At 63.4% G+C, this 20782-nt stretch carries 21 protein-coding genes; 7 read left to right on the forward strand and 14 right to left on the reverse strand.

What is annotated here, in order from left to right; genetic code table 11:
- Nucleotides 1-2: 2 nt before the first annotated feature.
- The 5 genes from cysD to gatC all read right to left on the reverse strand — a co-directional run bounded on the left by cysD (nucleotide 3) and on the right by gatC (nucleotide 4996).
- A complete protein-coding gene (gene cysD, locus H4I92_RS10905; RefSeq protein ID WP_422821988.1) occupies nucleotides 3-986 on the reverse strand; it encodes a sulfate adenylyltransferase subunit CysD in 984 nt (327 codons plus the stop codon).
- 33 nt (nucleotides 987-1019) lie between these two features.
- Entirely contained in the window at nucleotides 1020-1439 is a 420-nt protein-coding gene (locus H4I92_RS10910; RefSeq protein WP_077530621.1) for a PilZ domain-containing protein, read from the reverse strand.
- Between the two features lie 111 nt (nucleotides 1440-1550).
- A complete protein-coding gene (gene gatB / locus H4I92_RS10915) occupies nucleotides 1551-3005 on the reverse strand; it encodes an Asp-tRNA(Asn)/Glu-tRNA(Gln) amidotransferase subunit GatB (RefSeq protein ID WP_077530622.1) in 1455 nt (484 codons plus the stop codon).
- Nucleotides 3006-3245: 240 nt separating this feature from the next.
- A complete protein-coding gene (gene gatA, locus H4I92_RS10920) occupies nucleotides 3246-4700 on the reverse strand; it encodes an Asp-tRNA(Asn)/Glu-tRNA(Gln) amidotransferase subunit GatA (protein ID WP_077530623.1) in 1455 nt (484 codons plus the stop codon).
- 8 nt (nucleotides 4701-4708) lie between these two features.
- A complete protein-coding gene (gene gatC, locus H4I92_RS10925; protein ID WP_077530624.1) occupies nucleotides 4709-4996 on the reverse strand; it encodes an Asp-tRNA(Asn)/Glu-tRNA(Gln) amidotransferase subunit GatC in 288 nt (95 codons plus the stop codon).
- A 221-nt stretch (nucleotides 4997-5217) separates the two neighbouring features.
- On the opposite strand from gatC, the gene H4I92_RS10930 reads away from it, so the two are divergent.
- The 7 genes from H4I92_RS10930 to H4I92_RS10960 all read left to right on the forward strand — a co-directional run bounded on the left by H4I92_RS10930 (nucleotide 5218) and on the right by H4I92_RS10960 (nucleotide 14641).
- Complete coding sequence (locus H4I92_RS10930; RefSeq protein ID WP_077530625.1) at nucleotides 5218-6261, forward strand: rod shape-determining protein; 1044 nt, start codon at nucleotides 5218-5220, stop codon at nucleotides 6259-6261.
- Between the two features lie 94 nt (nucleotides 6262-6355).
- Nucleotides 6356-7225, forward strand: coding sequence for a rod shape-determining protein MreC (gene mreC / locus H4I92_RS10935; protein WP_077530626.1), 870 nt, complete (start codon nucleotides 6356-6358; stop codon nucleotides 7223-7225).
- 1 nt (nucleotide 7226) lies between these two features.
- On the forward strand, nucleotides 7227-7706 hold the full coding sequence (gene mreD, locus H4I92_RS10940; protein ID WP_077530627.1) for a rod shape-determining protein MreD: 480 nt from the start codon (nucleotides 7227-7229) through the stop codon (nucleotides 7704-7706).
- A 5-nt stretch (nucleotides 7707-7711) separates the two neighbouring features.
- A complete protein-coding gene (locus H4I92_RS10945) occupies nucleotides 7712-8326 on the forward strand; it encodes a Maf family protein (protein ID WP_077530628.1) in 615 nt (204 codons plus the stop codon).
- Entirely contained in the window at nucleotides 8319-9794 is a 1476-nt protein-coding gene (gene rng, locus H4I92_RS10950) for a ribonuclease G (RefSeq protein ID WP_077530629.1), read from the forward strand. Before H4I92_RS10945 ends, rng begins: the two co-directional genes overlap by 8 nt.
- Nucleotides 9795-9860: 66 nt before the next feature.
- Nucleotides 9861-13802 carry a YhdP family protein gene (locus H4I92_RS10955; protein WP_179105690.1) on the forward strand — a complete coding sequence of 1314 codons (3942 nt, stop codon included), beginning with the start codon at nucleotides 9861-9863 and terminating at the stop codon, nucleotides 13800-13802.
- Entirely contained in the window at nucleotides 13799-14641 is an 843-nt protein-coding gene (locus H4I92_RS10960; RefSeq protein WP_077530631.1) for a carbon-nitrogen hydrolase family protein, read from the forward strand. Before H4I92_RS10955 ends, H4I92_RS10960 begins: the two co-directional genes overlap by 4 nt.
- Here H4I92_RS10960 and H4I92_RS10965 read toward each other — a convergent pair.
- The 9 genes from H4I92_RS10965 to lptA all read right to left on the reverse strand — a co-directional run bounded on the left by H4I92_RS10965 (nucleotide 14638) and on the right by lptA (nucleotide 20759).
- Nucleotides 14638-14931 carry a ComEA family DNA-binding protein gene (locus H4I92_RS10965; RefSeq protein WP_077530632.1) on the reverse strand — a complete coding sequence of 98 codons (294 nt, stop codon included), beginning with the start codon at nucleotides 14929-14931 and terminating at the stop codon, nucleotides 14638-14640. The genes H4I92_RS10960 and H4I92_RS10965 overlap by 4 nt on opposite strands.
- 258 nt (nucleotides 14932-15189) lie before the next feature.
- Nucleotides 15190-15714, reverse strand: coding sequence for a ribosome biogenesis factor YjgA (gene yjgA, locus H4I92_RS10970; protein ID WP_077530633.1), 525 nt, complete (start codon nucleotides 15712-15714; stop codon nucleotides 15190-15192).
- The gene (locus tag H4I92_RS10975) at nucleotides 15711-15980 is read right to left on the reverse strand and encodes an HPr family phosphocarrier protein (protein ID WP_077530634.1); all 270 of its coding nucleotides are present in this window, start codon (nucleotides 15978-15980) and stop codon (nucleotides 15711-15713) included. The genes yjgA and H4I92_RS10975 overlap by 4 nt, the downstream gene beginning before the upstream one ends.
- Before the next feature lie 16 nt (nucleotides 15981-15996).
- Nucleotides 15997-16869 (reverse strand): RNase adapter RapZ, encoded by an 873-nt coding sequence (gene rapZ / locus H4I92_RS10980; RefSeq protein WP_077530635.1) that lies wholly within the window; start codon nucleotides 16867-16869, stop codon nucleotides 15997-15999.
- A gap of 33 nt (nucleotides 16870-16902) precedes the next feature.
- Complete coding sequence (ptsN, locus tag H4I92_RS10985; protein WP_077530636.1) at nucleotides 16903-17388, reverse strand: PTS IIA-like nitrogen regulatory protein PtsN; 486 nt, start codon at nucleotides 17386-17388, stop codon at nucleotides 16903-16905.
- A gap of 15 nt (nucleotides 17389-17403) precedes the next feature.
- Complete coding sequence (gene hpf, locus H4I92_RS10990; protein WP_077530637.1) at nucleotides 17404-17712, reverse strand: ribosome hibernation-promoting factor, HPF/YfiA family; 309 nt, start codon at nucleotides 17710-17712, stop codon at nucleotides 17404-17406.
- 66 nt (nucleotides 17713-17778) lie between these two features.
- Nucleotides 17779-19329, reverse strand: a complete 1551-nt coding sequence (locus H4I92_RS10995; RefSeq protein ID WP_077531738.1) for an RNA polymerase factor sigma-54 — start codon at nucleotides 19327-19329, stop codon at nucleotides 17779-17781.
- A gap of 152 nt (nucleotides 19330-19481) precedes the next feature.
- Nucleotides 19482-20207 carry an LPS export ABC transporter ATP-binding protein gene (gene lptB / locus H4I92_RS11000; RefSeq protein WP_077530638.1) on the reverse strand — a complete coding sequence of 242 codons (726 nt, stop codon included), beginning with the start codon at nucleotides 20205-20207 and terminating at the stop codon, nucleotides 19482-19484.
- A gap of 9 nt (nucleotides 20208-20216) precedes the next feature.
- Nucleotides 20217-20759 carry a lipopolysaccharide transport periplasmic protein LptA gene (gene lptA / locus H4I92_RS11005; protein WP_077530639.1) on the reverse strand — a complete coding sequence of 181 codons (543 nt, stop codon included), beginning with the start codon at nucleotides 20757-20759 and terminating at the stop codon, nucleotides 20217-20219.
- Nucleotides 20760-20782 lie beyond the last annotated feature (23 nt).

Below are 20782 nucleotides of genomic sequence, written 5' to 3' on the forward strand. Positions count from 1 at the left end.
GCTTAGAAGTAGCCTTCCTGTTTCTTCTTCTCCATGGAGCCGGCGCTGTCGTGGTCAATGACCCGGCCCTGGCGCTCGGAACTGCGTGTCAGCAGCATCTCCTGGATGATCTCGGGCAGCGTGTCCGCCTCGGACTCGATGGCGCCGGTCAGCGGGTAGCAGCCCAGGGTGCGGAAGCGCACGGACTTCATCTCGGGCTCTTCGCCCGGCTCCAGCGGCATGCGATCGTCATCGACCATGATCAGGGTGCCGTCGCGTTCCACCACGGGCCTTGGCTTGGAGAAGTACAGCGGCACGATCTCGATGTTCTCGAGATGGATGTACTGCCAGACGTCCAGTTCGGTCCAGTTGGACAGCGGGAAGACGCGGATGCTTTCGCCCTTGTTGATCTGGCCGTTGTAGATGTTCCAGAGCTCCGGGCGCTGGTTCTTCGGGTCCCAGCGATGGTTCTCGTCCCGGAAGGAGTAGACGCGCTCCTTGGCGCGGGATTTCTCCTCGTCACGGCGGGCCCCGCCAAAGGCGGCATCGAACTTGTACTTTTCCATCGCCTGCTTGAGCGACTGGGTCTTCATCACGTCGGTGTGCTTGGCACTGCCGTGACTGAAGGGGCCGATGCCCTGCTTCACGCCTTCCTCGTTGATATGGACGATCATGTCCAGATCGTACTTCTCGGCCATCCGGTCCCGGAACTCGATCATTTCCTTGAACTTCCAGGTGGTATCCACGTGCAGCATCGGGAAGGGAATCCGGCCGGGCCAGAAGGCCTTGCGGGCCAGGTGGAGCATCACGGAGGAGTCCTTGCCGATGGAATAGAGCATGACCGGGTTGTCGAACTCGGCTGCCACTTCCCGCATGATGTGGATGCTTTCCGCTTCCAGCTGTTTGAGGTGCGTGAGGTTGTATTGGGTCATCGCGCTCTGTACCGCTGTTGACTCGGAATGGAACCGCTTCTTATAACAAACGGCTTCAACTGAACGCGGAATTATACCAGAGCGTGAGGGCGAGTAAGAAGGGTCTGTTCAGGCGCCGGCCGAAAGTTGCTCATTGATGTAATGGTCGAGCATCGGGAGGGCGTCCTCCTCGAATTCCGCGAAGGACATGCCCACGTGGAAGCAGTCGCGGGCAATGCGGCGGACCGCCACTACGTCACAACGGGCGCGGATGCAGGTGCTGTCGGATTTGCCCAGGGGAATGGTAAAAACGACCTGGACCGGAATGGCCATGTGGGGTGCCACAGGCTCACCATTGGGTACCAGCTGCTCAAGGGTGTCAGGGGCACACTCGATCTGGAGGCCGGCACGGGACAGATCGTTGACGGTGCAGTTGGGCAGGGTTTCGCCGCCACGCTCAAGGAACGCTTCCAGATTCACCGGAATACGGTGGTAGTGGCGCAGGTTGGGGCGGCCTGTGAGGCTCGCGGATGTGGACAGTGCTGACATGAGTCAACCCCGATTGACGCGATTTGACTCAAAGCGTAGCGCTTGTGCGCGGATTATACAAATCCGGGCCAGGGCATTGATCTCCCTCGCCCTGTTACGGAATGTAGCCTCCTATCCTTTAGTGTCTAGCCGTTTCTGCAGGATCTCGTTCACCTGGGCCGGGTTGGCCTTACCCTGAGAGGCTTTCATGACCTGGCCGACCAGGGCGTTGAACTTCTTCTTCTGCTTCTTGGCCACTTCCTCGCCCAGGTAGTCGTCCACCATGGCTTGGTTGTCTGCCAGTACCTGGTCGACCAGTGCCTCGATCTCGCCGCTGTCCGAGACCTGCTTGAGGCCCTGTTTCTCGATGATCTCATCCGGGCTGCCGTCGCCATTCCATAGGGCCTCGAAGACCTGCTTGGCGAGTTTGCCGGAGATGGTGCCGTCCTGGACGCGCAGGATCAGGGTGGCGAGGCTGTCGGCGCTGACCGGGCAGTCCTGGATTGCGACCTCGTTCTGGTTCATCAACCGGGCCAGCTCGCCCATGATCCAGTTGGCGGCCTGGCGCGCATCACCGCTGCCGCCGGCGACCTGCTCGAAGTAGTCGGCCAGTGCCTGGCTCTGGACCAGGGGCCCGGCTTCGTCCGCGTTCAGGCCATACTCGGTGACGAAGCGGGCCTGCTTGGCGTCCGGCAGTTCCGGCAGGCCGTCGCGGATGGTATCGATGTAGTCGTCGTCGATCTCGACCGGCAGCAGGTCAGGATCCGGGAAGTAGCGGTAGTCGTTGGCGAATTCCTTGGTGCGCATGGAGCGGGTCTCGTCCCGGTCCGCGTCGTACAGGCGGGTTTCCTGCTCCACCTGGCCGCCGTCCTCGATCAGCTCGATCTGGCGTTCCACTTCGCTGTTGATGGCTTTTTCCACGAAGCGGAAGGAATTGACGTTCTTGATCTCGCTGCGGGTGCCGAACGCGGTCTGGCCCTTGGGGCGCACGGAGACGTTGCAGTCGCAGCGCATGGATCCCTGGGACATGTCGCCGTCGGAGATGCCGAGGTAGGTGACGATGGCGTGGATTTTCCGCAGGTAGGCGGCGGCTTCCTCGGCGCTGCGCATGTCGGGCTCGGAGACGATTTCAAGCAGCGGTGTGCCGGCGCGGTTGAGGTCGATGCCGGACTGGCCCTGGAAGTCTTCGTGCAGGGACTTGCCGGCGTCTTCCTCGAGGTGGGCATGCTCGATGCCGATGGTGCGCTCACTCCCATCGGACAGGTTCACGCTGACCTCGCCCTTACCGACGATGGGGTGGTACATCTGGCTGATCTGGTAGCCCTTGGGCAGGTCGGCGTAGAAGTAGTTCTTGCGGTCGAAGACGGAGCGGTGTGCGATGTTGGCGTTGACGGCCAGGCCGAACTGGACGGCCATGCGCACGGCGCCTTCGTTGAGCACGGGGAGCATGCCGGGCATGGCCAGGTCGATGGCGCTGGCCTGGGCGTTGGGTTCGGCGCCAAAGGCGGTGCTGGCGCCGGAGAAGATCTTGGACTGGGTGGCGAGCTGTACGTGGACTTCCAGCCCGATCACGGTTTCCCATTGCATTGCTGCTGTGCTCCCGCTTATGTCTCTTGCATGCTGGCCTTGATGCAGGCGCGGGCACTGGGTGGTTTTACAGGAATCGCTATGAATCCATCCCTGGACGCTGCGCGGTCGCCATCCATGGCGACCGAGCTTCCTGTAAAACCACCCCGCACCCACGCCCTCAGCGGTCCAGCTGTCATTAACCTGTTCGCCCGGTCTACATTTGCCAGCGCGAGTGGTCTCTCAAGTCAGATCAACACATCAGACGCTGTTCGGCGCCACTTTTTCATGCCAGTCCGTCACCTTCTGGAAGCGGTGGGCGGCGTTCAGCATGCGGGCTTCGTCGAAATAGTTGCCGATGATCTGCAACCCCACCGGGAGGTTGTTCACCATTCCGCCCGGGATGGACATGGCCGGCAGACCCGCCAGGTTGGAGGCGATGGTGAAGATGTCCTCCAGGTACATGGTGATCGGGTCATCGGTCTTGTCGCCCTGGGCGAAGGCCGGTGAGGGCGATGTGGGGCCCATGATCAGGTCGACCTCGCTGAAGGCGTCGGTGAAGTCCTGCTGGATCAGACGGCGGACTTTCTGGGCCTTGAGGTAGTAGGCGTCGAAGAAGCCGGCCGAGAGGGCGTAGGTGCCGACCAGGATGCGGCGTTTGACTTCTTCGCCGAAGCCTTCGGAGCGCGAGCGCAGATAGAGGTCGTTGAGGTCCTGCGGGTTCTCGCAGCGGTGGCCGTAGCGCACGCCGTCGAAGCGCGACAGGTTGGCGGAGGCTTCGGCGGGCGCTATGACGTAGTAGGCGGCAACAGCCAGGTGCGAGTGGGGCAGGCTGATCTCTTTCACCGTGGCCCCGAGCTTCTCGTATTCGCGCACGGCGTTGCGGACCTGTTCGGCCATTTCCGGTGACAGGTCGTCCGAAAAGTACTCTTTTGGCAGGCCGATGCGCAGGCCGCTGAGGTCGTTCTCAAGGCTGGCGCTGTAGTCGGGCACCTCGCGGTCCAGGCTGGTGGAGTCCCTGGGGTCGAAACCGGCCATGGTGTTGAGCATCAGGGCGGCGTCCCGGGCATCCCGGGTAAGGGTGCCGGCCTGGTCCAGGCTGGAGGCGAAGGCGATAATGCCGTAGCGTGAGATGCGGCCGTAGGTGGGCTTGAGGCCCGTGAGGCCGCACAGCGCTGCGGGCTGTCGGATGGAGCCGCCGGTGTCCGTGGCGGTGGCGGCGGGTACCAGGCGCGCGGCCACCGCCGCAGCGGAGCCGCCGGAGGAGCCGCCGGGTACCAGGCCGTCGCCCCAGGGGTTGGTCACAGGGCCGAAGTAGCTGGTCTCGTTGGACGAGCCCATGGCGAACTCGTCCATATTGGCCTTGCCCACGCAGACCGCGCCGGCGTCGTCGAGCTTCTGGGCCACCGTTGCGTTATAGGGCGGCGCGAAGTTCTCGAGCATGCGCGAGCCGCAGGTGGTTCGCAGGTCCTCGGTGCAGAAGATGTCCTTGTGCGCGAAGGGAATGCCGGTCAGCGGGCCTGCCCGGCCGTCGGCACGGGCCTGGTCGGCGGCGCGGGCCTGTTCCAGGGCGCGTTCTTCGGCGACGGTGATGAAGCTGTTGTAGCGTCCGTCGTGGGCCTGGATGCGCTCAAGGGTTTCGCGTGTCAGGGCTTCGCTGGTGGTTTCGCCCGCCTCGAGTGCCTGTGCCAGTTCGGAAAGGGTGCTGGTGTGCATGGCGGCGCTTACTCCACTACCCGCGGTACCAGGTAGAGCCCGTCCTGCGTTTCGGGGGCCACGGCCTGGAACCGCTCGCGCTTGTTGGTTTCGGTCACTTCATCCGGGCGCAGCCGCTGGGTGGCGTCCAGCGGGTGGGCCATGGGGGTGATGCCGTCGGTGTCCGCAGCCTGGAGCTGGTCGACCATGCCGAGGATGTCGCTCAGCTTGCCTTCGAGGGCTTCCTTCTCGGAATCCTCAAGCTGGATGCGCGCCAGCCAAGCCACCTGTTCGATCTTGTCTCTGGAAATGCTCATGCTGTTTCCTTCCCTTCGGAGGGCGCGATGATAGCAGATACGGCGGTGTTCCGAACCCCCTGCATTCCCGTACCGGGCAGTGGGATAGCGGTCGCGGCATGGCTTGTCTTGCCTGAAACCCCCGCCACTGCTAAAGTTCCGGCATCCAAGAGGTTTCGCCGCGGAAACGGGGAGGGCGAGGCCGGCCATCGAATCCGTAAAGCCAGGTTGAAACAGCACTGATGCTCATCAAGAAACTCCGAGGCGCGTTCTCCAGCGATCTGTCCATCGATCTGGGCACCGCCAATACGCTCATCTTTGTCCGTGGACGCGGGATCATCCTGGATGAGCCATCCGTGGTTGCCGTCAGCACCTCCAACGGTCAGAAGAAAGTGGCGGCCGTGGGCAGCGAGGCCAAGCGTATGCTGGGCCGTACACCCGGCAATATCACGGCCATTCGCCCGCTGAAGGACGGGGTGATCGCGGATTTCGTGGTCACCGAGAAGATGCTCCAGCACTTCATCCACAAAGTGCACGAGAACAGCTTCATCACTCCGAGCCCACGGGTTCTGGTCTGTGTGCCGAGTAAGAGTACCCAGGTTGAGCGCAAGGCGATCCGCGAATCCGCGCTGGGTGCCGGCGCCCGGGAAGTGTTCCTGATCGAGGAACCCATGGCGGCCGCGATTGGCGCGGGGCTCCCGGTGGAGGAAGCCAGTGGTTCCATGATTGTGGACATCGGTGGTGGTACCACCGAGATCGCGATCATCTCACTCAACGGCATCGTCTATGCGGAATCGGTGCGTGTTGGCGGTGACAAGTTCGACGAAGCCATCGTCACCTATGTTCGCCGCAACTACGGAAGCCTGATCGGTGACTCGACGGCGGAGCGCATCAAGCACGAGATCGGTTGTGCCTACGAGGGTCTCGAGGTGCGCGAGATCGATGTGCGCGGGCGCAACCTTGCCGAAGGGGTTCCGCGCCAGTTCACCCTCAACAGCAATGAGATTCTGGAGGCGCTGCAGGAGTCGCTGGCGCAGATCGTCCAGACCGTCAAGAGCGCCCTCGAGCAGTCGCCCCCCGAGCTGGCATCGGATATTGCGGAGCGGGGCATTGTTCTGACCGGTGGCGGTGCGTTGCTGCGTGGCCTGGACAGCCTCCTCAGCGAGGAGACCGGCCTGCCTGTAGTAGTGGCGGAAGATCCACTGACCTGTGTGGCACGGGGTGGCGGCAAGGCACTTGAGCGTATCGACAAGAGCGGCGCGACCATGTTTTCCCAGGACGGCTGACAGAGTCGCCACCGGTTCCGGTTGAATCGCAAGAAGACCCGCCGCTGCCGTCCCGGCGCCAGCGGCGGCTGTCGTTCTGAACGGGGGACGGTCCATCAACACGCTTTTTACCCAAGGCCCACTTATTGGTCCCAGGTTGCTGCTGGTGGTGCTCCTGTCTGGGGTGCTGGTCGGCGCGGATCTGTACCTGCCCTATGGCGACCGTGTGCGCAGCTGGCTCATGACCGGCCTGACGCCGGTCTACTGGCTGGGGCATGCGCCCGACCGTTTCCTTGGGTGGATGGGGGAGCTGACCACCAGCCGCTCTGATCTGTTGCAGGAAAACGAGGCCCTTGAGTCCCGCCTGCTGGTGCTGGAGCGTCGCGCCCAGCGTTATACCGCCCTTGCTGCGGAGAATGCCCGTCTACGGGAACTTCTGAACGCCTCCGAGCAGCTTGATGATCGGGTGCTCGTCGCCGATGTGATCGGCGTGACGCCGGACCCCCTGACTCATGAGATCATCCTGAACAAGGGCGAATCCGATGGTCTGACCCAGGGGCAGGCGGTGCTGGATGCCCGGGGCCTCATGGGCCAGATCGTGCATACCAGTGCCCATGCTTCCCGCGCCATCCTGATCTCCGACAACAGTCATGCGGTTCCCGTAAAAGTGAACCGTAATGGGCTGCGTGCGATCATGTTCGGGACGGGCGAGCATGACCGCATGGAGCTTGCCCATGTGCCGGATACCGCCGATGTGGAGGTCGGGGATCTGCTGGTCAGTTCCGGGCTTGGCGGGCGTTTCCCCGAGGGGTATCCGGTGGCGCGGATCAACAGCATCAAACACGACCCGGGTGAGCCCTTTGCCCAGGTCGAGGCCCGCCCAATGGCCAAACTCAACAGCAGCAGCGAGGTGCTGGTGGTGTTCAGTGGCGGGTCGGTAACCGGCGCGGATACGGAGCCGCAGGCGACCGGGGAGGAGGACTGACATGGTACTGCGTTCGGTCAGTTATCCGATTGCCATCCTGAGTGCCGTTGTTGCCCTGGTCGGTACCATCTCCCTGTTTCCGCAGGAGCTTGGGCACTGGCGCCCGGAATGGATCGGGCTGGTTGTGATCTATTGGGTCCTGCGGGCCCCCCAGACCTTTGGCATTGTGCTGGCCTGGTGCCTGGGGTTGCTGGTGGATGTGCTGCGGGCGGATATTCTGGGGATGAATGCCCTGGCCATGGCCCTGATCGCCTTCATGGTGTTGGCCGCCCACCAGCGGCTGAAGCTGTTTCCCCTGGCGCAGCAGTCGCTCGTGGTCTTTCTCATGATCGGGTTGGCACACATGGTAGTGCACTTCCTTCACCAGTTGCTGGGGGAGGCGGGCGGCGGTTTTGACTATCTGCTCCCCGCAGTCACCAGCGGCCTCATATGGCCGGTCTTCCGGGGCTTCTGGGATTTCGTCAATCGTAAGCTGGAGTAATCCGAATGCTCAGCCCAGCCTTCCAGCCACTGGTACTGGCCTCCGCTTCACCGCGCCGGCGTGAGTTGCTGGATCAGATCGGGGTCCGGTACGAGATCGCCCCTGTCACCGTTGATGAAACGCCCGGCGAACATGAGGCGCCGGATCTCTATGTGCTGCGGATGGCCAGGCAGAAGGCGCTGACCTGTCAGGCGGGCTGGCATGATGCCGGGCGCCTTTTTCTGGGCGCGGATACCACCGTCGTCGTGGACGGCCGTGTAATGGGCAAGCCTGACAATGCGAAGGAAGCCCGGACCATGCTGGCACGGCTGTCCGGGCGCGAGCACCAGGTGATGAGTGGCGTGGCCCTGACCGGGCCCCATGCCGTCCGCGAGCGGGTGGTTGCCTCCAGGGTACGACTGCGCCCGCTCTCCAGCGCCGAGATTGACAACTATGTGGCCACCGGCGAGCCACTGGACAAGGCCGGGGCCTTTGCGGTCCAGGGGCGCGGGGCAGCGCTGGTATCGGAACTGTCCGGGAGCTATACCGCCGTGGTCGGGCTGCCGCTTGAGGCGGTTACGGATCTGCTTCATCAGGTGGATCAACCCGTGCATCGGTGGTGGGTGACGCCTGATGAGTGAAGAGATCCTGATCAACGTGACCCCAGTCGAGACCCGGGTGGCCTTGGTGGAAAACGGGATGCTCCAGGAAGCCTATGTGGAGCGGACCCGCAACAAGGGCATTGTGGGCAATATCTACAAGGGCCGGGTGGTACGGGTGCTGCCGGGTATGGAGGCGGCCTTTGTGGACATCGGCCTGGAGCGGGCCGCCTTCATCCATGCCTCGGATGTGGCTGAACTGGGTGGTGATGGCGACAGCAGCACGCCTCGCACGGTTCCGGATATCCGTTCACTGCTGCGAGAGGGCCAGTCCATCATCGTGCAGGTGACCAAGGACCCGATTGGCACCAAGGGCGCGCGCCTGACCACCCATCTTTCAATTCCCTCGCGCTACCTGGTCTACATGCCGGCCATGTCCCACATCGGCATTTCACAGCGGATCGAGGATGAAAGCGAGCGCAAACGCCTGCGTGAGATGATCCAGTCCGTGGCGCGGGACTATGAGCTGGATGCCGGGGGCTACATTGTGCGTACCGCCGCCGAAAGCGTGGGTGAGGACGATATCCGGCGGGACATGGACTACCTCAACCGCCTGTCCACTTCGATCATGGAGGGGGCGCGGGATGTTCAGGCACCCGGCGTGATCTACGAGGATCTGCCGCTGTTCATCCGTACGGTGCGGGATCTGGTGCGGGCCCAGACGGAGAAGATCCGTATCGACTCGCGAGAGAGCTGCGAGAAACTGCTGGTGTTCGCGGACCGCTTTGTCGAGCAGCTGCGTGAGATGATTGAGTTCTACCCCGGTGAGCGCCCTCTGTTCGATCTTTACAGTGTCGAGGATGAGATCCAGAAGGCGCTGAGCCGCCATGTGCAGCTCAAATCCGGTGGTCATGCGCTGATTGACCAGACTGAGGCCATGACCACCATCGATGTGAATACCGGCGCCTTTGTCGGTCACCGCAATCTCGAAGAGACCATCTTCAAGACCAACCTGGAGGCGGCCCGCGCCATCAGCCGCCAGCTGCGACTGCGTAATCTGGGCGGAATCATCATCATCGATTTCATCGACATGGCCGACCCGGAGCACCAGCGCCAGGTGCTGCGCATGCTCGAGAAGATGCTGGAGCGGGATCATGCCCGGACCAAGATCACCGGGGTTTCCGAGCTGGGTCTGGTGGAGATGACCCGCAAGCGTACCACCGAAAGCCTGGGGCAGCTGTTGTGCGAGCCCTGCCCGGTGTGCAACGGGCGGGGCTTTCTCAAGACACCGGAAACGGTCTGCTACGAGATCTTCCGGGAGATCATGCGGGTCAACCGTGCCTACGATGTGGAGGGGCTGTTGGTGATGGCCTCACAGAGCGTGATCGACCGGCTGCTCGACGAGGATTCGGATAACGTCGCCGATCTCGAGACGTTCATCGGCAAGACCATCAAGTTCCAGGTTGAGCTGGTCTACAGCCAGGAGCAGTACGATGTGGTCCTGCTCTAGCATCACAGACTGCCTGCCCCGGGGTTGCGGTTTATGAAAAGAGCCGCATCGGGAGGTGTCCGCCCGGTGCTGTGGGCACTTCTCAACCGTCTGGTAACGGTCGTATGGATCAGCACCCTGACGCTGCTGATTCTCGCTGCACTCTACGTGGGCCTGGGCCGCCAGGTCATGGCCAACCTCCATCATTTTGAAACCGAGATTGAAACGGCACTCACCCAGGCGCTTGGGAGACCTGTGCACCTCAGTGATCTGAGCGGTGACTGGCAGGGACTGGACCCTGTTCTCCGGGTTGGAGAAATGACCGTTGGAGAGCGGGGACAGGAAGATGTCTCGCTGGGGCACCTGAAAGTTCGGCTCGACAGCTGGGCCTCGCTGGTGCGCCTGCGTCTGGTTTTCCGCGAGCTCCGTGTCAGCGGTGCCGAGGCGACACTGGCGCAGCAGCCTGACGGCGGGTTCGCTGTTGCGGGTATATGGCAGCCATCCGAAAGGGGTGATGAACCCCGGGCCCCGGACGCGCTCGCGGCCCTGGATGGGCATCTGGGCGAATGGATTGATCAGGCCGGTCGGCTCCTGTCCGATCCGGTCGTGACTCTTACGGATCTTCAGCTCCGCGTGGAACCGGCCTCCGGAGAGTCTCTGTCACTCAGTGTACCGGCGATGGATGTGCGTTTTGAGGACGGCCTGTTTTCCGCCAGTGGGCGCCTGGTCGGAGGTGACGGGGACCGCCGCCGTATCGGTGCTTTTGCGTTGGAGGGGCGACACCTACTGAGCAGTGGGTTCACAGGAGACCTCTTTCTGGATCTGGATTCTGGCGGCGTTTTCAGCAGCCTGTTTGCCCCCTATGAGTGGCGCGGGCTGTCTGTTGATGCCCTCAACGCCCGGGCTGAGACCTGGTTGACGTTCAGGCGGGCCCAGCTCCAGAGGGCACGGATGACGCTGCGGTTGCCTGAACTTGGACTGACGTCTCAGGTGGCACCGGTGCCCCGGCTCAGCGATCTGAGCGCTGAGCTGCTGTGGCAGCGCACGGAGGCGGGCTGGCTGCTGCAGACACGTGGCTCGGCCTTCGGTTGGGGTGAACAGGACGCCGGCGCATTCTCGGGCCGGGTGGAGCGCGACAGTGATGCGCTGAGGGTGTCCGCGCAGGGTCTGGACCTGAGCGTGGTGAGTGCCATGGTGCACCGCAGCGGCCTGCTGCCGGCAGAAGAGCAGGAGCGCCTGGCCGCTCATGATCCCTCGGGCCTGGTGGAGCGTCTTGAAGTTACCGTCCCTGACGATGGCCACTGGCGGCTGCGGGGAACATTCAGGGATGTCGCTGTGGTGGCGGTTGATGGGGCGCCCTCGGGCAGCGGGCTGGACGGTTACCTTGAGGCTGGTCCCCGCGAAGGCCGCGTAACCATTGAATCCGGCCCGGCCCGTATCGGGTTCCCGGAACTTTTCCACACCGACTGGCGTTTCCAGCGGCTCGCGGGGCATATCCGTTGGGCACGTCGCAGTGACGGCTGGGAAATGGTGGCACGGCGTCTTGTCGGGCGTCACGAGGGCATGAATGCCTCTGGCGGGTTCCGGCTGCGACTGCACGAGGGCAGTTCCGATACGCTGTCACTGCGGGTAGGTATCGCCGGCGGCAGAACCGGCATGCTGGGCCGTTTTATACCCCGGGAACGGGTGCCCCAGGAGCTCTATTCCTTTCTTACCGAGGCCATAGGCAGTGGCACCGTGACCAGCGGGTGGTATTACGGTCATGGGGATATTGGGGGTGACGACGCCGGTGAAACGGCCGATGATCGTGCCTTCACCTCGAGTATGGCGTACCGCTTCCGCGACACTGAGCTGACCTACGATCCGGACTGGCCGGCACTTGAGGGCGCTGCCGGGCAGGTCCGGGTTCAGGGCGACGAGGGCCGTATCCAGCTGGATGAAGGTGCGGTGGCCGGTGTTGAGCTTGAGCCCAGTCAGATCCGGGTAACGGGTGACGAAGAGGAGGGGCTGCGCGTGGATGTGGATACCGGGGCCCGCCGCGAGGGCGAACTGCTCACGGAGCAGTGGCGCAGCAGTCCCCTTGCGCGGGTTACGGGCGACTGGCTGGAAGACTTCCGCGTGACCGGATCCAGCCATGTCGACCTCTCCCTCAGCCTGTGGCCGGGCCAGGCGCGTGATGCCCGGGCGGATGTCCGGTTTGCCCTGGCCGATGGCCATGTGCGCTTCGTCCCTGCGCAGCTTGAGTGGCGGGATGTGAACGGACCCATACGGTTCTCCACGGATGACGGATTCGGGAACACGGACCTGGATGCGCGTTTCATGGGCGAGCCGGTAACGCTGCAGCTGCGTGATGGCCCGGAGCAGGCGCCGGTCTTCCGCCAGCAGGGGCGCCTGACGGTGGCCCGGCTGGCGCAGTGGCTTGAGCGGCCACTGCCCCGGGTTGATGGCCAGCTCAGCTATAAAGCGGCCTTCCGGCCCACGGAAGGACCCACACTGAGGCTGGATGCCGACCTTGCGGATCTGGCGCTCGACTGGCCGGCCCCGTTCAGCAAGGTCGCGGGCGATGATCACCGTCTCACAACCCAGGTGGACTTTGGCGGCGCGGACTCGGAGGCGGTGCGCATCCAGGGTGACTGGCAGCCCCTGGGCGCGTTCCGCTTGGTGATGCGTGACGGGGCCGTGGAGCGTGGGCGTATTGGCCTGGGCGTACGGCGCACGGAGCTTCCGGACGAGCCGGTGCTCAGCCTCACCGGTAATCTGCCTGGCGCTGACCTGCAACAGTGGTGGCAGGCCGTGGAGGACATTCCGGCAGGGAAAGTGGTGGCATCGGGTGAGGGCGGGGTATCGCAGGAGCCTTTGCTGCCTCCGCTCAGGGTCGAACTTGGTATTGGGGAGCCGCGATTGGGGAGCTGGACCCTGTCACCGGTCCAGCTCCTGGCCGAGGCTGACCTCCGGGGCGAGTGGCAGGTGCGTCTGGATTCGGACTGGATCGGCGGGACCCTGGGCAGTGGCAATGAACGGGCTCTGGCCGTGGATCTCGACCACCTGGTGCTTCCGCGTGCGGGTCCCAATGGTGAGGAGGGATCAGAGCTGGACAGCGGGGCACTGACCCGTGGTGCCCGGGACTGGCCAGAGACTAGTATACGTATCGATCGTCTTGTTTTCGGCGAGCGCCGGGTTACGGATCTGTCGCTGGTGCTTGTGCCGGACGGCAGTCGTATCCGTATCGACCCCCTGGCGTTTACCATGGGAGATCTGGACCTGGAGGGGAGCCTGACCTGGCAGTCGGCGCTGGACAAGGGCGTTAGCGAGTTTTCCGGCACCCTGGATGGGCGTGATCTCAAGGGACTCGAAACGCTGCTTGGCCAGACCACGGTGCCGATCAGCAGCGAACGGGCTGAGGCCTCGCTGAACATGGCCTGGCCTGGCGGGCCCACGGATTTCAGCCTGGCGGGCCTGCGTGCGGCCATGGACTTCCGGCTGGAGGATGGCATCATTGACCAGGATATTGAGGGCGCGCGCGTATTCAGGGTGTTTGGGCTGTTGAACACGGATACGCTCTGGCGGCGGCTTCAGTTGGATTTTTCGGACGTCTATGAGTCCGGAATTCCGTTCGACCATATCGAGGGCGAGGTGCTGATCCACGAGGGCCGGCTGATTTTTGACCCGGCCGTGTCGATCCAGGCGCCCTCCGGCGGTTTCCGCATGAGCGGCGAGGCGGACCTGATTAGTGAGGCCCTCGATATGCGCCTGGTGGTGGTGCTGCCGGTCACCCAGAATCTGCCGTTGGCGGCGGTTCTGTTCGGCTACGCGCCGCCTATCGGAGGCGCGCTTTTCGTGCTCGACAAGGTGTTTGGGGGTATCCTGAGTCGGGTGACCAGTGCCACCTATACCGTGGAAGGCACCTGGAGTGACCCGAAAGTCGAGCTCCGCAATCTGTTTGACACGGAGTCGGACCTGGATAGCTATGAACGGCCCGAGGTGGGGGTGGAGGCCCCCGAAAGGCCCGCAGGGGAGATCAGGCGATGACGGCATCGGTATCGGTAGCAGCCATTCAGATGGTCAGTGGTTTCGAGGTGGAACAGAACCTGGTGCGAGCCCGTGAGCTGCTGGAACAGGCGGCTGAGGACGGGGCCCGCGTGGCGGTTCTTCCGGAGAATTTTGCGGCCTTCCAGAACCGCCGTCTGGCTGACCTGGGCCAATCCGAGGCGCGCGGGGAGGACGGCTCCATCCAGTCCTTTGTAGGTCGGGAGGCCGCGCGCCTGGGCTTATGGATCGTTGCCGGCTCCCTGCCCATGGGGACGCGCCCGGATGGTACGGTGGTGCCGGATGGCCGAGTCCGGGCCGCCTGCATGGTCTGGAACGATCAGGGTGAGCGGGTGGCCCGCTATGACAAGATCCATCTGTTTGATGCCCTGGTGGGGGATTCCCAGGGACGTTATCAGGAGTCGGACCTGTTCGAGCCTGGCGACGAGGTGGTGACCGTGGATACCCCGGCGGGGCGGCTCGGGCTCAGCATCTGCTACGACCTGCGCTTCCCGGAGCTGTACCGCCGGCTGCGCGAGGCGGGTGCGGAATGGGTGGTGGTGCCCTCGGCCTTTACCCACCGGACTGGTGAGGCGCACTGGGAGCCGCTTCTGCGGGCCCGGGCGATCGAGGATCAGGTGTGGATCTGTGCGCCCAATCAGGGTGGGCAGCACGATGAGCGCCGACAGACCTGGGGCCACTCCATGATCATCGATCCCTGGGGCAGCGTGGTCGCCGAGCGCGCCGAGGATGGGCCCGGTGTGGTCAGTGCCGTCGTGGATCGCGACCAGCTGGCCAGCACCCGCAGCGCCATCCCGGTATGGGAGCATCGCCGCCTCTAGTCGAGGCGGATCTTCTCCCGGTTGTCACTAATAGTGGCCGGGCCGATGCCGTCCACCTCTTCAAGGTGCTCCGGGGTCGTGAACTCACCCTGCTCCTCGCGCCATGTGACAATGGCGTCCGCCTTGGCCGGGCCAACGCCGTGCAGGGCATCGGCCAGGGCGTCCGCGCTGGCGGTATTGATGTTGACGGTTTCAGTCTCTTCCGCGGCGTCCTGAGCCAGGGCCGGCATGGTTGCCAGAACCAGTGCGAGCGCCAGAAGGCGGGCGGTTGCGGTAACGATTCCTTTCATCGTGATGTGCTCCTGTCTGTTCGCGTTTGGGGTGGGAACAGAGCAGACCCGGAGATGACGGTATGGGGTGATTGAGGTGGCCCAGACGGGCGGCATCCCTGCCCCCGAACTGCACCGGCCCTGCCCGAATCCCTGGGCGCTGTCAGTCCCTTTGATCTGGTGCCTCCTGCACCGCATCGCGTCCCTGCAACTGCTTATTCTAGTCAGATCCGTTATTGGGTGAATAGGACATCGCCGATGCGTCGTGTAAGCGATTTCCTACAACGTCTCGCCCTCGTCAATGCGCTCGCGCAGATAGCGGTAGAGACGCCTGCGCGGGCTGTTGCGGTCTCCACTTTCCGATTGCCTGGCCGCGTTACGGATCAGCTGGCGCAGGTGCTGGACATCGGTCTGCGGGTAACGGTCCATGAATTCGGTCAGCGCCGACTTGCCTTCGTGGATCAGGCGCTCGCGCCAGCGTTCGGCCATGTGCAGGCGGCGGGTATGTTCCGGCGTGCCGGCGGTCTGCCCGGCCACCGCCCGGCGCAGGGCCTGCTCGTCCTCCTCGAGGATCTGGCGGCCCAGATAGAGGGTCTGGCGCCGGCGCGGGTCGCCCTCGGGCAGATGCCGGACCTCCAGGAGCCCATCGATGAGGGCACTGGAGGCAGGCAACTGATGGATGCGCTCCTCGGGCAGGGCGGCCAGGGCCGCCGCCAGATCCCGCAGCTCCTGCATCTCCCGTTTCGCCTGGCTTTTGCTGGGCAGCTCGTCCTGGGGCTGCCCGGGCGTGTCAGCGTCGCTCATTCGTCCTCATCAAAACGGTTGTTGATCAGTTCCATCAATGCTTCCCGGGCGTCGCTCTCGTCCGCACCCTCGATGATCAGCTCAATGTCGGTACCGCAGCTGGCTGCAAGCATCATCACCGACATGATGCTCTTGCCGTTCACTTCCCGCCCGTCACGCCCGAGCTGGATGCTGCTTTCAAACTGTTCGGCACAGCTCACAAGTTTGGCTGCGGCGCGGGCGTGCAGGCCGAGTTTGTTGATGATGGTGATGGGTTCTCGGATCATTGGGCTTCCGGTGTGTTCAGGGCGTCGGTTGCGCGTGGGGCAACTCCGTGTGCCGGACCTGGACGGTACTGAATGCCTGCCGCAGGTGAGCCACCAGTTCCTCGGCCATGTAGACCGAGCGGTGCTGGCCGCCAGTGCATCCGATGGAAATCGTCATGTAGGAGCGGTTCACCGTGTGGAACTCCGGCAGCCAGCGGTCCAGGAACCCCTTGATGTCCTCGAGCAGGGTCGTGGTTCCGGGCTGGCCGGTCAGGTATTCGCGGATGGGGGCATCCAGGCCGGTATAGCCGCGCAGGGATTCGTCCCAGAAGGGATTGGGCAGGCAGCGCACATCGAAGACAAAATCCGAGTCGATGGGTACGCCGTGCTTGTAGCCGAAGGACTGGATCAGCAACGCCATCTGTTGCTCGTCGCGGCCCACGACGCGCTCGCGTACCATATCCCGGAGCTCATACATGGAACGCTCCGTGGTGTCGATGTGCAGGTCGGCCAGCCGTGCGATGGGTTCCAGCAGGGCTTTCTCGTCCTGAATCGCCTCGGAGAGGGAGCGCCCCGGTGTGCTCAACGGGTGCTTGCGCCGGGTCGCATGGAAGCGCTGTAGCAGCATGCTGTCCGCCGCGTCCAGATAGATCACCTCCACCCTCAGGTCCGGGTGCTGGAGCTGGCGGTAAAGGTTTTCGAAATCGGCAATGTCCCCGGAGAGATTGCGGGCGTCAATGCTGACGGCAATGTCGCGCTGCTGCTCGTCTGACTCCAGTGCCTTGCGCGTCAGCGGCTGCAGCAGCCCGATGGGCAGGTTGTCGATGCAGTAGTAGCCGAGGTCCTCCAGTACATGGAGCGCGGTGCTCTTGCCGGAGCCCGAGCGGCCGCTCACGATGGTCAGTTTCACAGCCCGATCTCCCGCTGGCTGGATGGGTCGACGTTACGGCGAAGCCTTCTCGCTGGCGACAATCAGGTCATAGAGTTCCTGTGGATCCTGGCACTGGCACTGGCGCAGGCGCCGGCACAGGCCACGGTCATTGAACTTTTCCGCCAGCTGGCTGAGAAGTTCAAGGTGCTCGCTGGTGGCGTTCTGCGGCACCAGCAGCACGAACAGCAGGTCCACCGGCTCACTGTCGATGGCATCGAAGTTGATGGGGTCATCCAGCGTCAGCAGCGCGCCCACCACGCGCTTGCAATCCTCGAGCCGGCAGTGCGGAATGGCAATGCCCTGTCCGATGCCGGTGCTGCCGAGGCGCTCCCGCGCCACCAGATTGTTGAAGATCTGGTTCTCCTCAAGCTCAGGGTAGTGCTGGGCCACCCTTTCGGCAATGGTCTCGAGGATGCGTTTCTTGCTGGTCCCCGGAACACCGCAGAGGGCCAGTTCCGGGGCAAGGATGGATTCAATGGACAGTGATGAATGGACCATGGGTACCGCTTGGGATCAGCGGGTGGCCGCACCGTGCATGCGCTCCACCTGCTTCTCCTTGTGTTTGAGAATTTGCCGGTCAAGCTTGTCCACAAGCTGATCGATCGCCGCGTACATATCGTCGTGCTGGGCCTTGGCGTTGATTTCGCCACCGGTCACGTGGAGCGTGGCCTCGGCGGTCTGTCTCTGTTTGACCACCGACAGCGTCACCTGGGTGTTGCTGATCTGGTCGGTGTGTCGCTCAAGCTTGTCCATCTTGCTCCGGACATAGTCCTTGAGGGCTTCAGTCAGCTCGATGTGGTGACCTGAGATGTTGAGTTGCATAGTCCGCTCCTGTTTCCGGTTCGGCCCGGCCACCGGAAGGTGGCCATCATACAGGCGTCAGACCCTCTAGACGAGACGTTTGCGTTCGTTCGAGGGTGGAATGTGCATCGCCTCGCGGTATTTCGCCACCGTGCGGCGTGCCACATTGATGCCCTGATCACTCAGTATAGTCGCTATACGGTTATCGCTCAGTGGTTTCCGGCTTTCCTCCTCGTTGATGAGCTTGCGGATCATGGCACGGATGGCGGTGGACGAGCACTCGCCCCCTTCGTCCGTGCTCACATGGCTGGAGAAGAAATACTTCAGTTCGTAAATGCCCCGCGGGGTGTGCATGTACTTCTGGGTGGTGACGCGGGATATGGTGGACTCGTGCATTTCCACCGCCTGGGCGATTTCGGAGAGGATCAGCGGTTTCATCGCTTCCTCGCCTTCCTCGAAGAACCTCTGCTGATGATCGACGATCTGGGAGGCCACTTTCAACAGGGTTTCGTTACGGCTTTGAAGGCTCTTGATGAACCACTTGGCCTCCTGCAACTGGTCGCGCAGATAGGTGTTGTCCTTGCTGCTGTCGGACTGGCGGATCAGCGAGGCATAGAGGCTGTTCACCTGCAGCCGGGGTGCGATTTCGGGGTTAAGCTCGATCTTCCAGCGGCCTTCCTGGCGGGTGACGATCACGTCGGGGACCACGTATTCGGTCTCTTCCTCGCCAATGGCATCCCCGGGGCGGGGGTGCAGGCTCTGGATGAGCCCCAGGACCTCCTTGAGCTGGGCCTCGCTGAGCCGGCTGCGGCGCATGAGCTGGCGGTAGTCCCGGCTGCCCAGCAGTTGGATGTAGTGGCTGATCACCAGCCGTGCCTGCTTCAGCCAGGGAGTGTCCGCCGGCAACTGGTTGAGCTGGATCAGCAGGCATTCGCGCAGGTCCCGGGCAGCCACCCCGGGCGGATCGAAGTGCTGCAGCCGGTGCAGGACCGCCTCGACCTCGTCCATCTCCAGCGGGTCTTCATCGTCCGGTGCGCTCAGCCCCTGATGGATCTCCTCAAGGTTCTGGGTCAGGTAGCCGGTATCGTCGATGCCGTCGACCAGGGCGTGGGCAATGGCCCGGTCGCGCTCGGACATGGGAGTGAGGTTGAGCTGCCAGTACAGGTGATCCTGAAGAGTCTCGCCGCGGCTGTTGCGGCTCTCGAAGTCCGACTCGCCGCCTTCGTCCTCGGGGCGTGAGCTGGCGGGCGAGGCAGGGGCGGTCTGGTAGACGTCGTCCCAGGCGGTATCCACGGGCAGGTTATCGGGGATTTCGCTGTTGTCCTGCCAGTTCTCGTTTTCCCAGCTCTCGGGCTCAGCGTCGGCGGTTTCCCGCGATTCGTCTTCCTGCGAGTCCTCCGCCCCGCTGGAATCCCCAGCCTCCTCCCCGCTGTCACTGCGTTCGCTGTTGTCGTCAGTTCCGGCTTCAGCGTCCGCTTCGCTTTCCTCGGCCGTTTCGAGCATGGGGTTGGATTCCAGCTGCTGCTGGATCTCCTGCTGCAGGTCGAGTGTGGAGAGCTGGAGTAACCGTATCGCCTGCTGAAGCTGGGGCGTCATCGTGAGCTGCTGGCCCATCTTCAGCTGCAGGGACGCTTTCATAACCATCGACTGCTTTCCCGTTACCGTTTGTCCCGTGTTTACGTAACCTTAACCCGATCCTTTCGTAGGCCGGCAGGGATTTTGCTTAACGTCTTTTTAATCGAGTGTACAGGCCAATTGGGCGGGGCGACAACGGTTTTGGGAGGACCATGTCACAGACGGAATTCGTCGCCCAGATAGACTTCTTTGACCTGTTGATTGGCGAGGATGTCCTCGGAAGTGCCGGAGGCGATGATGTGGCCTTCACTGACGATGTAGGCCGTTTCGCAGATGTCGAGCGTCTCACGCACGTTGTGGTCGGTGATCAGTACGCCGATGCCGCGGTCGCGGACCTGGCGCACGATCTGCTTGATATCGCTGACGGAGATGGGGTCCACTCCGGCGAAGGGTTCGTCCAGCAGGATGAAGGCCGGTTCCACCGCCAGGGCGCGGGCGATCTCGGCGCGCCGTCGCTCACCGCCGGACAGGCTCATGCCCAGGCTGTTGCGGATGTGGCTGATGTGGAACTCGCGCAGGAGCGACTCCATGCGCTCTACACGTTCGGCTTTGGTGAGGTCACGGCGTGTCTGGAGGATCGCCATCAGGTTCTGCGCCACGGTCAGCCGCCGGAACACCGAGGCTTCCTGTGGCAGATACCCAATACCGGCACGGGCGCGGCCATGCATGGGCAGATGGGTGATGTCGCGGTCATCGATGCGGATGCGGCCCCGGTCATGGGGAACCAGGCCCACGATCATGTAGAAACAGGTGGTCTTACCGGCACCGTTGGGGCCGAGAAGCCCGGCGATCTGGCCACTCTGGATGCTGAGGGATACGTCCATCACCACCGGGTGGCGGCGGTAGCTCTTGGCCAGGTTCAGGGCTTCCAGTGTCGCCATGGGGTGCGCTCAGTCGCTGTTGTCGTTGCTGCTGTCGCGACCGGGCTGGATGGTCATCTCCACCCGGTCATCGGCGTCGTCCTCGGCGCTGGAGGCGGTGACCACCCGCTCGGCCACGTCGTAAACGATCCGGTTGCCCCGGAAGGTGTCGCCCTGTTGCCGGATGAAGGCCTCGCGCTCAAAGGTGATGCGTTCGTCGTCGGCGCGGTAGATGATGGTCTGGCCCTCGGCGTAGACGGCCGGTCCCTGCTCGGTTTCCGGCTGCTCGTAGGTGGCGGGGCTGCCCGTGGCTTCCATCCGGTTGAGGCCCTGAGCATCGTCCCTGTAGAGAACCACCCTGTCCGCCGTCAAAAGGGCCTCGCCCTGGGTGACCCGGACACTGCCGGTATAGGTGGCGGTTCCTTCCTGGTCATCCAGCCGGGCGTTGTTGGATTCAACCCTGATGGGCTTGTCAGACTCCAGGTTGAAGGCATATAAGGGCAGTACCAGGCTGCTCAGAAGCAGGCCTGCCAGGAACCGCCAGGCTTTTCGGGTGCGTGCCGGGTTGGTCATGAGCAGGCTGTGTCTCCTGTGCA

The organism is Vreelandella halophila (assembly GCF_019903425.1).
GTDB lineage: Bacteria > Pseudomonadota > Gammaproteobacteria > Pseudomonadales > Oleiphilaceae > Halospina > Halospina halophila.

What these genes read in the sequence shown, in the direction of transcription:
- H4I92_RS10910 (WP_077530621.1), bottom strand. Translation starts at nt 1,439, where the DNA reads ATGTCAGCACTGTCCACATCCGCGAGCCTCACAGGCCGCCCCAACCTG.
- gatB (WP_077530622.1), bottom strand. Translation starts at nt 3,005, where the DNA reads ATGCAATGGGAAACCGTGATCGGGCTGGAAGTCCACGTACAGCTCGCC.
- gatA (WP_077530623.1), bottom strand. Translation starts at nt 4,700, where the DNA reads ATGCACACCAGCACCCTTTCCGAACTGGCACAGGCACTCGAGGCGGGC.
- gatC (WP_077530624.1), bottom strand. Translation starts at nt 4,996, where the DNA reads ATGAGCATTTCCAGAGACAAGATCGAACAGGTGGCTTGGCTGGCGCGC.
- H4I92_RS10930 (WP_077530625.1), top strand. Translation starts at nt 5,218, where the DNA reads ATGCTCATCAAGAAACTCCGAGGCGCGTTCTCCAGCGATCTGTCCATC.
- mreD (WP_077530627.1), top strand. Translation starts at nt 7,227, where the DNA reads ATGGTACTGCGTTCGGTCAGTTATCCGATTGCCATCCTGAGTGCCGTT.
- H4I92_RS10945 (WP_077530628.1), top strand. Translation starts at nt 7,712, where the DNA reads ATGCTCAGCCCAGCCTTCCAGCCACTGGTACTGGCCTCCGCTTCACCG.
- rng (WP_077530629.1), top strand. Translation starts at nt 8,319, where the DNA reads ATGAGTGAAGAGATCCTGATCAACGTGACCCCAGTCGAGACCCGGGTG.
- H4I92_RS10960 (WP_077530631.1), top strand. Translation starts at nt 13,799, where the DNA reads ATGACGGCATCGGTATCGGTAGCAGCCATTCAGATGGTCAGTGGTTTC.
- H4I92_RS10965 (WP_077530632.1), bottom strand. Translation starts at nt 14,931, where the DNA reads ATGAAAGGAATCGTTACCGCAACCGCCCGCCTTCTGGCGCTCGCACTG.
- yjgA (WP_077530633.1), bottom strand. Translation starts at nt 15,714, where the DNA reads ATGAGCGACGCTGACACGCCCGGGCAGCCCCAGGACGAGCTGCCCAGC.
- H4I92_RS10975 (WP_077530634.1), bottom strand. Translation starts at nt 15,980, where the DNA reads ATGATCCGAGAACCCATCACCATCATCAACAAACTCGGCCTGCACGCC.
- ptsN (WP_077530636.1), bottom strand. Translation starts at nt 17,388, where the DNA reads ATGGTCCATTCATCACTGTCCATTGAATCCATCCTTGCCCCGGAACTG.
- hpf (WP_077530637.1), bottom strand. Translation starts at nt 17,712, where the DNA reads ATGCAACTCAACATCTCAGGTCACCACATCGAGCTGACTGAAGCCCTC.
- H4I92_RS10995 (WP_077531738.1), bottom strand. Translation starts at nt 19,329, where the DNA reads ATGAAAGCGTCCCTGCAGCTGAAGATGGGCCAGCAGCTCACGATGACG.
- lptB (WP_077530638.1), bottom strand. Translation starts at nt 20,207, where the DNA reads ATGGCGACACTGGAAGCCCTGAACCTGGCCAAGAGCTACCGCCGCCAC.
- lptA (WP_077530639.1), bottom strand. Translation starts at nt 20,759, where the DNA reads ATGACCAACCCGGCACGCACCCGAAAAGCCTGGCGGTTCCTGGCAGGC.